Here is a 12,634-nt window from a genome sequence, read left to right as displayed (position 1 = left end):
ATATAGAATATTTAAATTGAAAAACATAAACTTAGCCATAATATAAAGATAAATTTATGACTTTATAAAAAATCAATGACACAAAATCGCGAAGAATTACTAAAACACCTAGCTGCATCACTAAAAGATGCTAAAGAGCAAGGTGGTGCAATTTTATTGGTTGGTGCTGGCATTTCTGTTTCAGCAGGCATCCCACCTGCACAACAACTCATGAAAATCGCGATTGAGAACTTTCCTGATTATTTTACTGAAGAAGAACAATGTCTTGCTCAAGAAGACATTAACCAACTGCAATACAATGACATTATGACAAAGTTATCGAACGTTAAGCGGAAAGAACTTTTTAAATGGTTTATTGAAGGAAATAAAACTAAGGGTATTAAAAAAGCAAAACTTAATTTTGCTCATATTGCAATTGCTGAGCTTTTAAAACAAGGTTATTTCAGTCGTATTCTCACTGTCAATTTCGATCCTCTTTTAATTCATGCCTGCTATATGGTCGGCATGTACCCTTTCCCTGCAATTTATGATTTGGGTGCAATGGGTCAAGTTAATGCAGAACTTTTACACGACCCGAGTATTGTTTATTTAAATGGTCAGCATGTAGGTTTTGTACAACGTAATACAACGGATCAGCTTGAAGCACATAAGGAAACTTTAACCCAAATTGTTCGCTCCACAGGTTGCTCGAAAACTTGGGTTGTTGCAGGCTATAGTGGTAAAAATGATCCTTTGATGGATGCTCTAAATGAATTACGCCCTTATAACAACTGGCTTTATTGGCTTGAATATAATGAGCAGGTGCTACAAAAAAGTAGCCATCAATTCTTAGAAAGTGATGAAGAGTGTAAAGTTATTTATAAAGCGGATGCCGATAATATTTTTATGCAAATTGCAGATCTTTTGAACTGTAATCTAGACTTTATAGAAAGTCCAAATGTTGAATTAGCCTTATACGAACGAGAAATTAATTTCCAGACCGCTGGGACTAAACAAAATTATTTTACAAAAAAAATTAAGCATTACAGGCAACTTTTATCACAACCAGAACTTATAAAGCTTTTAGAAGAAGTTGAGGATTTTAATACTTCTCTTATTTTACAAGGAATAACACAAAAAATAATTCATCTTTGCCAATCTTCTGATGAAGAGCAAATGCTTGAACTTGTAAAAATCGGTGATATTTTCAAAAAGCAAATAAATTTAGATGATAATCAATTTCAAAACTTTCAAAAAATTCCAATGCTTTTTGCAAACATTTTTATTCTAGCATATGAAAAAAATATCACTATTGATCCAAAACCATTAACCGATAATGGCTTATTAGAATTTGCTTGGATGTTTTGCGAAGTGGCAGAAAATATACAACCCAATTGCGCTATAGAAATTAGAAATCGTATTAACGATTTAAAAAAGTGCATCAATATTTAAACCTTTGCCACTCCCCGACAAAATCCTTATACTTAGAGCCAATTTTTCTCTAATTTTAATGGATGCTACATGAGTCGCGCCATATCGCATATTGATACATTTCAAGGCTTAATTCTTGCCTTACAAAACTACTGGGCTGAACAAGGTTGTGTGGTGTTACAACCTTACGATATGGAAATGGGGGCAGGGACATTCCACACTGCCACTTTCCTGCGTGCTTTAGGGCCAGAAACATGGAACGCGGCTTACGTACAACCTTCACGTCGTCCAAAAGACGGCCGTTATGGTGAAAACCCGAACCGTTTGCAACATTACTACCAGTTCCAGGTGGTGCTTAAACCCAACCCGGACAATATCCAACAGCTTTACCTTGACTCGCTAAAAGCCATTGGTATTGATACCCTGACCCACGACATCCGTTTCGTGGAAGACAACTGGGAATCGCCAACGCTCGGTGCCTGGGGCTTGGGCTGGGAAGTCTGGCTGAACGGTATGGAAGTGACCCAGTTCACTTACTTCCAGCAAGTCGGTGGTGTGGAATGCTATCCGGTAACGGGTGAAATTACTTACGGTCTGGAACGTCTGGCAATGTACCTGCAAGGTGTAGACTCGGTGTACGATCTGGTTTGGACCAAAGGTCAGTTCGGTACGGTCACTTATGGCGACGTATTCCATCAAAACGAAGTAGAGCAATCCACTTACAACTTTGAATATGCCCCAGTCGATAAACTGTTTGAACTGTTCGACTTCTACGAAGCTGAAGCAACCCGCTTAATGGAAGCAGAACTGCCATTACCGGCCTATGAACAGGTGGTTAAGGCATCGCATAGCTTTAACCTGCTGGATGCCCGCGGTGCGATTTCAGTGACTGAACGTCAGCGTTATATTTTGCGTGTCCGTACTTTGGCACGTTCAATTGCAACAAGCTATGTGGCAGCACGTGCGAAACTGGGTTTCCCTATGGCAGAACCGCATCTACGTGATGAAGTATTGGCGCAGTTAAAAGCACAAGTTGAAGCAGAAGCAGCTCAAGCAGCGGAGAACAAATAATGTCTAAACATACTGTTTTATTTGAACTTGGCTGCGAAGAACTTCCTCCAAAAAGCTTAAAAAAATTACGTGATGCCCTTCAGGCCGAAACCGAAAAAGGCTTAAAAGATGCTGGTCTTGCATTTGACACAATTGAAGCCTATGCAGCACCACGCCGCCTCGCATTGAAAATTGTCAATGTTGAAGGCGCCCAAGCCGATACACAAAAACGTTTTGATGGCCCTGCGAAACAAGCCGCTTTTGATGCGGAAGGCAAACCAACCAAAGCTTTGGAAGGCTTTATGCGTGGTCAGGGCATCACGGTTGATCAAGTTTCGACTTTCCAGGCCGGTAAAGTTGAAAAAGTGTGCTATTTAAAAGATGTCAAAGGCCAAAGCCTGGACGTACTTTTACCGCAAATTTTACAAAATGCGTTGGACAACCTGCCAATCGCAAAACGCATGCGTTCTGCGGCCAGCCGTACCGAATTCGTGCGTCCGGTAAAATGGGTCGTGTTGCTTAAAGACAACGATGTGATTGATGCAAGCATTCAGGATCACAAGGCAGGCAACGTGACTTATGGGCACCGTTTCCATTCGCCTGAAGCCATTACGCTGAACCATGCTGATGAATACTTGGCGAAGTTAAAAGCTGCTCACGTGGTTGCGTCTTTTGAAGAGCGTCAAGCCATCATCGACCAGCAAGTAAAAGCTCTGGCTGATGAAGTCAATGCGATTGCCATTGTACCAAGTGACCTGCGTGACGAAGTGACTGCACTGGTGGAATGGCCTGTTGCGTTACGTGCAAGCTTCGAAGAACGTTTCCTTGCGGTGCCTCAAGAAGCACTCATCACCACCATGCAGGACAACCAGAAGTATTTCTGCTTAGTGAATGCTGACAACAAACTTCAACCGTACTTCATTACCGTGTCAAATATTGAGTCGAAAGATCCGACTCAAATTATTGAAGGTAACGAAAAAGTGGTTCGTCCGCGTTTGTCGGATGCGGAATTCTTCTTCCTGCAAGACCAGAAGCAACCGCTGGCATCGCGTAAAGAAAAACTGGCCAACATGGTGTTCCAGGCAGAGCTTGGCACACTTTGGAACAAGTCTGAACGTATTGCGAAACTGGCTGTTGCGCTTGCGCCAATTACAGGTGCAAACCCGGCTGATGCTGAAAAAGCTGCCCTGCTTGCAAAATGCGACTTAACCTCTGAACTGGTGGGTGAATTCCCTGAACTTCAAGGGATTGCGGGTACGTATTACGCGCGCATTGAAGGCGAAAATGATGAAGTTGCAGAAGCATTAGGCGAGCAATACTTACCTAAATTTGCCGGTGACGTTTTACCTAAAACCAAAACAGGTACAACCATTGCCCTTGCCGACCGTTTAGACACCTTGACCGGTATTTTCGGTATCGGTCAGGCACCTACAGGTTCGAAAGACCCGTTTGCACTGCGTCGTTCTGCGATTGGTATTTTGCGTCTAGTAACTGAAAACGAGCTTGATGTGTCAATTGAAGACCTGATCAAACTTGCTTTAGCTGCCTATGGCGATGTATTGAAAGATCACGACAAGACTCTGGCGGATGCTGTTGCATTCCTGGAAGGTCGTTACCGTGCGAAATACGAAGACCAGGGCGTTGCTGTTGACGTGATTCAAGCGGTTCAAGCCTTGTCGCCAAAATCTCCACTTGATTTTGACAAGCGTGTCAATGCGGTCAATCACTTCCGTGACTTGCCTGAGGCGGCTGCACTTGCTGCTGCCAACAAGCGTGTTGCCAACATTCTAGCTAAAGAAGCAGAGCCGACTGGTGCTGTGGTCGAATCGAACCTGGTGGAAGATGCTGAAAAAGCATTGTTCGCTGAACTTGCGAAAATCACGCCTGTGGTTGAGCCGTTATTTGCTGCCAAAGACTACACTGCTGCGCTTTCTGCTTTAGCTGCACTGCGTGCGCCTGTAGATGCGTTCTTTGATGGCGTGATGGTGATGGCTGACGATGCCGACCTAAAAGCAAACCGTTTACGTATGCTTGCTCAGCTTCGTGGCTTGTTTACCAAAGTGGCTGATATTTCAGTGTTGCAGCACTAAAGTCCTAGTTACTTGAATTTTAAACAAAACCCCGCTATAAATTAGCGGGGTTTTGTTTTTGAGAAAAATAATGCAAGCAAATTATAAAGCATATGATTTTGAAAAAAGTCGTGAAAGAATGGATGAAATATTAGATTCTTCTGATAATAATTATCAAGAAAGCAATAAAGTACCAAGTATTGACGATTTAACTTATACCAATGGCTATCATATAAATTGCTCAGCATTATTTATTGATATGCGCGGTTCAAAAGAACTTGCAACAAAACATCAAAAAAAGGTTTTAGCGAAAATATACAGAGTCTATATTTCTGAAATAGTTGCACTACTTAATGGAAACCCTAATATTCAACAAATCTATATTGAAGGGGATTGTGTTTGGGGAGTTTTCAACACAGAAACAAAAGCTCAAATTGATAGCGTTTTCCAAACAGCCTTCGAAGCAAACTCATTAATCCAAACATTAAATATAAAATTAAAAAAGAAAGCATACACTCAACTTAAAGTGGGTATAGGGCTTCACTATGGTCAAGCTTTAGTTATCAAAGCTGGTTATAAAGGTAGTGGTATCAATGAAGTTACTTGGATTGGTGAACTCATAGGTAAAACTGCTCAATACTGCAACAATGCAAATAAAGGATATCGTAAAACAATTATCCTTTCTGATGTATTTTATTCAAATTTGAATGACCATAATAAAAGTTTATGTCAAAAAGTAAATTATACTGACTATTATGAAGGTGATGTCATAAGTAGCTCTATGAATCAATGGGTTCAAGAGAATGGATAAATTAGAATTTCTTCACTCTGCGATTCAGGACACCCAACAAAACATAAGAGCAATCGACTTTAAAATCGGTGCATTACTAGCTGGCTGCATTGTTCCTTTTCCACAAATAAGAGAGATTTTTAAATTTTTAACGGCAAATGAACTATGGTGGCAACAAGCTCTAGCCACAATCATTTTAGCTATTTGGTTATTAACAGTAATTATTTTACTTTTAGCACTTTCGGTAATCGACAGCCCTAGTAAGCATATTAATGATAGTACGGATCAAAAAGGTCTATATTTTAATACTGGTTTATTCAAATTTAATTTATTTAATATTTTTTGGAGAACCGATAATTTTTCTAAAAAATCAGTTCAAGACTATAAAAATGAAATTGAAGATACAACTTTAGATATCTCAAAAGAATTAGCTTTCGAACATTTAAAGTTAATCTATATTCGTGACCTAAAAATTTTCCGCTTGAGGCATGCTGTAGTTCTTATTTTCATACTAATTATAGTCGGATCAATCAGCTTTATCGTAACACCAAATACAAAAAAAGTAGACGTCGTAAACCAAGAGATACAACACCTTCATCCTAAAAAATATTTAGACTATTTGTTATAGCCAATAATCCACCAAGACCCTATACTCAAACTAACAACACTCAACAAGAAAGAATCACATGAAACTTAAAATGCTTATTTTGACTGGTCTTGCGAGTATTGCTGTTACGGCGTGTACCACTGCTCCCACTATTCCCACCCTTGAAACAGGTGTCCTACAAGAAGTTCAGAATCTGGAAGTCTACCCAAACACCATTCACAACAAAGCCAAACTAACCAAATTTACCAACAAATGCATGATCGAATTTACCGGCAACCTGCCAGCCGGAAAAGCCATAGAACACTGGTCATTTAAGGGCAATACCCTCATCACGGGCAGCTCGACCGTGTTTGCTACAGATGGTACAAGTACAGCCACTAACTTTGACCTGAATGATGCTACAGTGCAAAAAAACTTCCTTGCGCTACGCCATTATTTTCATAAAGATGCTTTAGCACAATGTAACTAATGCCTGACTCATACACCCAGAATCACCGATTCTATATGGATTCGGTGATTCTTCTTCCCCTTCAATAAAAAGTCTTTCATTCGCTTCATTTCCATTCAAATACCGCTCATCTGTATTTACTCTAAAGTGTTACATATCAATAGTTTGTATCCAGGGAAATTTATTTTTTTTTGAAAATTTTTTTTAAATTCAAAAACTAAAAAAGAATAGCCAAAAATCACATTCACATATTTGTCCAGATTGTTAATTCGTTGTTGCTAAAACGTTGGAATTTATTCTTACATTCAAAATTTAGAAATTGGACCGATTAAGATAGTGATCTTATAACTCGGTAAACACTCGAGTTTTATCATGCAAGGATAAATCGAGCTATGAAAACAATCAGAACAATGTTGATTAGCACTGCACTTTTAGCTTGTACTCCCCTTTTCGCCAACCCAACCCCCAACGCAGCTTCAGAGCTAAAAGCAAAAGACAGTGAGCAAAATACTGCTGATAAAGCGGAAAATGTTAATCAAGAGATGAATCAAACTCAAACTGCGGACGAAAACTTTGTCAGTAAAAATTCACAACAGAGCACGGATAACAACGGTTCACACCCGAGCAATATGGACATTAATGGTAAAACGCATGCAGAGCTGGGCATTTATTCAGGAAGAATATATTCAGGATTTACGATTAAAACGCCGAATCAGTATCAAGAATAAATTCATCTCTCAGATCTCGTGAAAAAAGCTCATATCAATGGGCTTTTTTCTTGCCTCATGAATCCCAGATTGATCTTAAATGTAATAAATCTGTATTAATTTCGCCACATTTCACGTTTTCTCCTCAATTCATTCTTAAAATAAAATCGAATAGAACAGATTAAACGCATTGCCAAAACAGGAATAAAACCCACAATGAAAATGATGAGAACGGTATTAGTGACCAGTGCAATTTTGCTCTCTACTCCACTTTGGGCTCAAACAGGCACAGCCACTCCTGACAGCACTTCAGAGCACAATCAGTCTGCACCCTACGGAGACAACCCTAATATCTTTAAAGTGCTCGGTCATAAGGCACAGCAGAAGGTTCAGAACACGGTGGAAAAGGTGGATACTGCTGCGCAAAAAGGGATCGCCAAGGTAAAACCGAAGGTAGAACATGCGTGGGAAGAAACCAAAGACTTTGCCACTGAAAAATCGGCCATTGCCAAAGAAAAGTCGCAACACGCAGCAGCCACGGTCAATCAGAAAATAAATGAAACCAAGGATAATATTATTGGCAGTCCAAATGATCAGCCTGCACCGATTATTTCTCACCCGCTAAGTGAATCTTCAACCAATAATTAATTTGCTGCTGCATATGACTGGCTGCTCAAGTACAAGCTGTATGGTAAAACCAAGCCCGATTTATAAATCAAGCTGACTATAAGCAATCAGCCTCTCATAGAGAGGCTTTTTTAATACAGATTAATTGACCTGTCGAATCGGTTGTCCTGCTTTAAAAGCCTGCACGTTCTGCTGCATCTGCTGCACAATCCGTTGCCGTGCATCCACACTGCCCCATGCACTGTGCGGAGTAATAATCAGGTTGGGAATGTCATCGGCCAAAAGTACATTGCCGTCTTTAGGTGGCTCAACGGTAAGCACATCGGTGGCAGCGCCGGCAATTTTGCCCTGGCGTAAAGCATTGGCAAGGGCGGCTTCATCAACGATTCCACCACGCGCACAGTTAATTAGAAATGCGCTCGGTTTCATGGCATCGAAGGCGTAGGCATCAATTAAATTGCGGGTGTCTTCAGTTAAAGGACAATGCAGGCTCAGGAAATCGACTTGGGGCAATAAATCTGCAAAAGGAATACGACTGGCATCAGCTGGACGGTTCGGCAATGACCCGACCAAGACCTTCATGCCAAAAGCATCCGCCAGCTTTGCCACCGCCTGTCCCAGTTCACCATAACCGACAATACCCAGCGTTTTGCCGGACAGTTCGATAATCGGGAAATCCAGCAGACAGAATTGCGAAGCCTTATTCCACTCGCCTTGCTTTACGGCTCGGTCGTATTTGAGTAATGAAGTTGCCAAAGCCAGCATCAAGCTTAACGTATGCTGAGCCACTGCGGCAGTGCCATAACCCTGACAGTTGCACACCACAATGCCCTGCTTACGTGCCTGAACCAGATCAATATTATTGGTGCCGGTTGCGGAAATTAAAATCAGTTTGAGATTGGGACATTGCTGCATAGTCGCTGCATCGACCACGACTTTATTACTGATAATGACCTCTGTCTCCTGCACTCGCTCCAAGAGTTGTGCCGGAGTCGTCGCTGGAAAAAGTGTCAGCTCATCAAATACAGCTTCAAGCTGACTGAAATCCAGATCATTTTTATCCAGCGATTCATAATCTAAAAATACGGCTTTCATGCTGCTTTCCTTGGCTGAGTTTGATGAATATCTAAAAATTATTGCCCAGACATTAAAAGCCAGTTTTACATTCTTTTTCAACCAAATTTAGAGATTAAAAATACAAAACCCACTATTTGGTGGGTTTGTTGATATGCAGTTGAATTGACTTGCGGATTGCATAGAACACATAGATTGCCAGAACAAACACGACAAGCATGCCCCCGCCCATAATGATATAAGTCGGATATAGACTGTGTGCAAAAGTATAGGAAGGTATGGATATAGAGATGAGGGTTAAAAGTACAGCCGGTATAAAATCACGTTTCATCCTTAAGCACCCGTTATTTGTTTATTGTTTAATTTTGAGTCATGAGAACTTGCCTTACCGTTCTATCTTAGACCGATTTAAAGATAAAGCAAGTGATCAAAATTAAAACAAACCGGGCGTATGCTCAACCCTGAATCTGTAGGTTATAGGGCAGATACAGGTTCAGGCTGGGTCACAAATTGCGCCGTTTGCGGAGTATCTTCCACGAACTCATGACTGCCATATTCGTTATTGCTCAAGTTTAAATGCTTATAACTGAGCAGATAAAAATCACTATATTTTTTAATGACCAAGGGATGCATACCGGCTGTTAAGGCGTCCTGCTCCTTGAACAGTTTCATCACCTGCCGGTCATTCATGGCCACAATATAACGCTCATCATTCAATGCAATTTGTACCAGTCCACTGCCTTTGGCAAAGATCGGAATCAGAAATTTATGGTTCAGGGCAATGGCGCTGGCGGCATAGCTTTCAATCTTCTGGCTAATCACATTAAATACCAGTCCATGACCAAAACAGTCCAGTAACTGGCTACGACTTTCCTGCGGCAAATTGACCTGTATGCCCAGTTTCAATAGGTCTTGCTGACTGACCTGTTTATTGCGCAGCAATTCCCTGAGTAAATTGTTTTTGAGCTTGGCATCAAAAAACTGGCTGTCCAGCTGCAAATCATTATTGACCAGAATGGAACCCAAGGCATTGCGGTGCCGGGGCAACAGGTTTTCAATGACTTTGCGATAGTAAAACTTGCTGTTCTTTTTCACCTGACGGATTTTGCGGTAAAAATAGATGGCATCAAACTTGTGCAGCAGAAAGTCACGCAACAATTCCGAGCTGGCCAGAACCGCAATGGCATCGTGTCCGGTGAAAGGTAAATTCAGGGTCTGAATTTTTGGCAGCACCTGTTCAAGTTTTAAATAATGCGCACGGTCTTCCGGACAATAAGGATCATAGACCACAATATATTCACGTTCAGCTGCAACATCCTGTGGCTGAATGTGCATATTGGCATTCTGTTCAGGATCAAAGAACATATTGTAACGCGGGTCTTCGACATCTTCAGGATTGATGGAATACTGCGGCACCAGAGCCACCACGCGCTTTAAATCCAGCAGGTTGGAATACTTGATAACCGCATATCCGCCCATGGAACCGCCATAGCCAATACGGGTTTTAAACGGCGCAATCAGTTCCTGAATCTGGGCAAACATCTCACGCATTGAACTTTCAGGAAACCAGGACTTCTGCTTGGGCATGATGCCAATTACGTTAAAGTCATATTTATGCAGGGATTTTTCGGCATTAATCGACAGTCCTTTGGCCCGGGTAATTAAATCGCCAAAAGAGAAAATCAGTTCATCCGATGAGCCTTTAAGAAAGATTGCACGAATTTGTTCGTCTTCAAAAATAATGTGTTTATCCATTTCCACACCGAAGCAAATCGGCCCTTTATCAGATTCAATACTACAAATAGACACCTTGCCTATTTACGAAAAGCGACTATGTTATTTTATAGATGCCATGAAGATTAAAAAGCGCAAAATATGACACAATCACTTCATCCTGCTGCTCAAAAAGGCTTCAGTTCTGCTGCTGAACTTTATCAACAAGTACGGCCGAGTTATCCACAAGACATCGTCCATTGGCTACGTGATCAGCTCCAACTGGATGAACAGTCGCAGGTGGTTGATCTGGGTGCGGGCACTGGCAAATTCTTACCTTATTTAAAACGGCTGACCTCACACATCATTGCCATTGAGCCAATTCAGGCCATGCTGGCACAATTGCAACATGCCTATCCCGGCATTCAAACGCTGCAGGCATCGAGTGAATCTCTGCCGTTAACGGCACATAGTATAGATGCTGTGATCTGCGCACAATCCTTTCACTGGTTTGCCAATCTTGAATCATTAAGGCAAATTCATCAAGCGCTCAAACCGTCCGGGCATCTGGCACTGATCTGGAATCAGCGCGATGTTCAGGTCGACTGGGTCAAAGCGCTGGCAGACCGCATTCAACCGCTGGAGGGCAATACGCCACGTTATCACAGCGGCCAATGGAAAAAGGTTTTTGAACAGCAAGCGCTGTTTCAGTTAGCAAATACCGAAACGTTTCAGCAGCAGCATGTTGGCACTGTGGAACAGGTGGTGTCCAAACGCCTTCTCTCTACCAGTTTTATTGCCACCATGTCCGCACAAGAACAGCAGCAGTTAAAAGCTGAATTTGAACAGATCGTTTTAGAGTATACAGGCAAGCATCCCCAGGATGAAATTGCATTTCCCTATGTAACTTATGCCTATGACTTTAAAAAAATTGATCAGAAATAAAGGAACCCATCATGATAAAACTTCAACTCAAATACTGTGGTCTTCCTGTTTTACTGTGCTCAAGTGTACTGATGAGTGCCTGTGATCGTAAGCCAGATACCGTATCTCAAGGCGATAAGATTCAGCTTGAAGACAAGGTCATGCAGGAGCTGATTACCGAACCGGTAAAAGAATTTAAAAAAACGCCAGAAGATCAACATGATATTGCCTTGCTGACCGACTTTGACCAGCGTTTCAGCCAAATGAGTGACGAGATGGAAGATGAACTGCTCAAAATGGAGGATCAGGGTACACTGACGGATGAATTTGCCTATAACCGTAAACGCGACAATATTTATTCGGCTTTAACCATGCTCAAAGAACTGGATTTGAAAACTGAGCAAGGGCGTTATATTCAAGGGCTGATGGCAGAATACTGGCAGAATCAGGCCAAATTCTATGATGAAAACAAAGAAAAAACAGCAGAACCAATTAAAAATTCAGCAGATCAAACCAAAGGCCTGGGTGAATTTTTACATGCCCAGGAACAGCTGGAACACTGGCAATCCCAATATCCGGACATGAATCAGGCCCAAGCAAAAAAAGCTGAGGCAGCCAAATCCGAAACCACTGAATCTGGCTATTAAATTCCGTGCATAAAAAAGGGATCCTGTGATCCCTTGATCTTTTTAATCCCTTAATATTTTAACCGCAGGTTTCAGCATGACTAAGGTCGTTCATTATATTGTGGCAGGCCATCACAGATGCTATCCCACTCGGCCTTGGACGCCACAAAAATATGTTGCGTTGGCTTTTGCTGCAGCGGTGTATCCAGCGTACCGATTCTCAGGTGATACAAATCAGGCGTATCGGTTTTAATGCTGATAATCGGCGAGCTACAATCGCTACAGAAACAGCGCTGCGTGGTTTCGCTGGACTGAAACTTTTTCAGTAAATGTTCACCTTGCACAATGTGAAAATCGGCTTTTCGAATCGGGGCATTGGTGGCAAAGGCGCTGCCATTAGCCTTACGGCAACGCTGGCAATGGCATTGCACGATGTCGCCAATTTCGCCCCGAATTTCATAGCGCAAACCGTCACACAAACAACTTCCTGTATATCGCTTTTGTTCAGACATAACTGCTGCATTTTTTATCAAGATTGTGTATGCAACTTAGCATGCTTTAAATAGCAGTTCAAAACCGGCCGCATGAT

The 12,634-nt window shown here is 41.7% G+C and carries 13 protein-coding genes; 10 read left to right on the top strand and 3 right to left on the bottom strand.

Annotated features, from left to right (window positions below):
• The first annotated feature begins 75 nt into the window (after nucleotides 1-75).
• The 8 genes from ACPUEY_RS02210 (at nucleotide 76) to ACPUEY_RS02175 (ending at nucleotide 7,729) form a co-directional block, all read left to right on the top strand.
• A complete protein-coding gene (locus ACPUEY_RS02210; RefSeq protein WP_425121001.1) occupies nucleotides 76-1,431 on the top strand; it encodes a hypothetical protein in 1,356 nt (451 codons plus the stop codon).
• 69 nt (nucleotides 1,432-1,500) lie between these two features.
• Entirely contained in the window at nucleotides 1,501-2,481 is a 981-nt protein-coding gene (glyQ, locus tag ACPUEY_RS02205) for a glycine--tRNA ligase subunit alpha (RefSeq protein WP_261181206.1), read from the top strand.
• On the top strand, nucleotides 2,481-4,550 hold the full coding sequence (gene glyS / locus ACPUEY_RS02200; protein WP_425121000.1) for a glycine--tRNA ligase subunit beta: 2,070 nt from the start codon (nucleotides 2,481-2,483) through the stop codon (nucleotides 4,548-4,550). Before glyQ ends, glyS begins: the two co-directional genes overlap by 1 nt.
• Nucleotides 4,551-4,620: 70 nt before the next feature.
• Nucleotides 4,621-5,340, top strand: coding sequence for an adenylate/guanylate cyclase domain-containing protein (locus tag ACPUEY_RS02195; protein WP_425120999.1), 720 nt, complete (start codon nucleotides 4,621-4,623; stop codon nucleotides 5,338-5,340).
• Entirely contained in the window at nucleotides 5,333-5,947 is a 615-nt protein-coding gene (locus tag ACPUEY_RS02190) for a hypothetical protein (RefSeq protein WP_425120998.1), read from the top strand. The genes ACPUEY_RS02195 and ACPUEY_RS02190 overlap by 8 nt, the downstream gene beginning before the upstream one ends.
• A 58-nt stretch (nucleotides 5,948-6,005) precedes the next feature.
• A complete protein-coding gene (locus tag ACPUEY_RS02185) occupies nucleotides 6,006-6,395 on the top strand; it encodes a hypothetical protein (RefSeq protein WP_425120997.1) in 390 nt (129 codons plus the stop codon).
• A gap of 371 nt (nucleotides 6,396-6,766) precedes the next feature.
• Nucleotides 6,767-7,102 (top strand): hypothetical protein, encoded by a 336-nt coding sequence (locus ACPUEY_RS02180; protein ID WP_425120996.1) that lies wholly within the window; start codon nucleotides 6,767-6,769, stop codon nucleotides 7,100-7,102.
• 195 nt (nucleotides 7,103-7,297) lie between these two features.
• Nucleotides 7,298-7,729, top strand: a complete 432-nt coding sequence (locus ACPUEY_RS02175; protein ID WP_425120995.1) for a hypothetical protein — start codon at nucleotides 7,298-7,300, stop codon at nucleotides 7,727-7,729.
• A gap of 120 nt (nucleotides 7,730-7,849) precedes the next feature.
• Here the strand turns inward: ACPUEY_RS02175 and ACPUEY_RS02170 are convergent, their stop codons facing one another.
• Both ACPUEY_RS02170 and ACPUEY_RS02165 read right to left on the bottom strand, forming a co-directional pair.
• Entirely contained in the window at nucleotides 7,850-8,803 is a 954-nt protein-coding gene (locus ACPUEY_RS02170; RefSeq protein ID WP_425120994.1) for a 2-hydroxyacid dehydrogenase, read from the bottom strand.
• 453 nt (nucleotides 8,804-9,256) lie between these two features.
• On the bottom strand, nucleotides 9,257-10,537 hold the full coding sequence (locus ACPUEY_RS02165) for a hypothetical protein (RefSeq protein ID WP_425120993.1): 1,281 nt from the start codon (nucleotides 10,535-10,537) through the stop codon (nucleotides 9,257-9,259).
• A 120-nt stretch (nucleotides 10,538-10,657) separates the two neighbouring features.
• Here ACPUEY_RS02165 and ACPUEY_RS02160 point away from each other — a divergent pair, with 120 nt between their 5' ends.
• Both ACPUEY_RS02160 and ACPUEY_RS02155 read left to right on the top strand, forming a co-directional pair.
• Complete coding sequence (locus tag ACPUEY_RS02160) at nucleotides 10,658-11,440, top strand: class I SAM-dependent methyltransferase (RefSeq protein WP_425120992.1); 783 nt, start codon at nucleotides 10,658-10,660, stop codon at nucleotides 11,438-11,440.
• A gap of 11 nt (nucleotides 11,441-11,451) precedes the next feature.
• Nucleotides 11,452-12,066, top strand: a complete 615-nt coding sequence (locus ACPUEY_RS02155) for a hypothetical protein (RefSeq protein ID WP_425120991.1) — start codon at nucleotides 11,452-11,454, stop codon at nucleotides 12,064-12,066.
• Between the two features lie 80 nt (nucleotides 12,067-12,146).
• Here ACPUEY_RS02155 and ACPUEY_RS02150 read toward each other — a convergent pair whose 3' ends face one another.
• Nucleotides 12,147-12,557 carry a GFA family protein gene (locus ACPUEY_RS02150; RefSeq protein ID WP_425120990.1) on the bottom strand — a complete coding sequence of 137 codons (411 nt, stop codon included), beginning with the start codon at nucleotides 12,555-12,557 and terminating at the stop codon, nucleotides 12,147-12,149.
• Nucleotides 12,558-12,634 lie beyond the last annotated feature (77 nt).

The organism is Acinetobacter sp. G11, from assembly GCF_049808495.1.
Taxonomy (GTDB): domain Bacteria; phylum Pseudomonadota; class Gammaproteobacteria; order Pseudomonadales; family Moraxellaceae; genus Acinetobacter; species Acinetobacter kookii.
This window is presented reverse-complemented; position numbering and strand designations above follow the sequence as displayed.

Bases quoted from the DNA above. Each gene is read 5' to 3' on its own strand.
- ACPUEY_RS02160 (WP_425120992.1), top strand. From the start codon at position 10,658: ATGACACAATCACTTCATCCTGCTGCTCAAAAAGGCTTCAGTTCTGCT.
- glyS (WP_425121000.1), top strand. From the start codon at position 2,481: ATGTCTAAACATACTGTTTTATTTGAACTTGGCTGCGAAGAACTTCCT.
- ACPUEY_RS02170 (WP_425120994.1), bottom strand. From the start codon at position 8,803: ATGAAAGCCGTATTTTTAGATTATGAATCGCTGGATAAAAATGATCTG.
- ACPUEY_RS02165 (WP_425120993.1), bottom strand. From the start codon at position 10,537: ATGGATAAACACATTATTTTTGAAGACGAACAAATTCGTGCAATCTTT.
- glyQ (WP_261181206.1), top strand. From the start codon at position 1,501: ATGAGTCGCGCCATATCGCATATTGATACATTTCAAGGCTTAATTCTT.
- ACPUEY_RS02180 (WP_425120996.1), top strand. From the start codon at position 6,767: ATGAAAACAATCAGAACAATGTTGATTAGCACTGCACTTTTAGCTTGT.
- ACPUEY_RS02190 (WP_425120998.1), top strand. From the start codon at position 5,333: ATGGATAAATTAGAATTTCTTCACTCTGCGATTCAGGACACCCAACAA.
- ACPUEY_RS02210 (WP_425121001.1), top strand. From the start codon at position 76: ATGACACAAAATCGCGAAGAATTACTAAAACACCTAGCTGCATCACTA.
- ACPUEY_RS02175 (WP_425120995.1), top strand. From the start codon at position 7,298: ATGAAAATGATGAGAACGGTATTAGTGACCAGTGCAATTTTGCTCTCT.
- ACPUEY_RS02185 (WP_425120997.1), top strand. From the start codon at position 6,006: ATGAAACTTAAAATGCTTATTTTGACTGGTCTTGCGAGTATTGCTGTT.
- ACPUEY_RS02150 (WP_425120990.1), bottom strand. From the start codon at position 12,557: ATGTCTGAACAAAAGCGATATACAGGAAGTTGTTTGTGTGACGGTTTG.
- ACPUEY_RS02155 (WP_425120991.1), top strand. From the start codon at position 11,452: ATGATAAAACTTCAACTCAAATACTGTGGTCTTCCTGTTTTACTGTGC.
- ACPUEY_RS02195 (WP_425120999.1), top strand. From the start codon at position 4,621: ATGCAAGCAAATTATAAAGCATATGATTTTGAAAAAAGTCGTGAAAGA.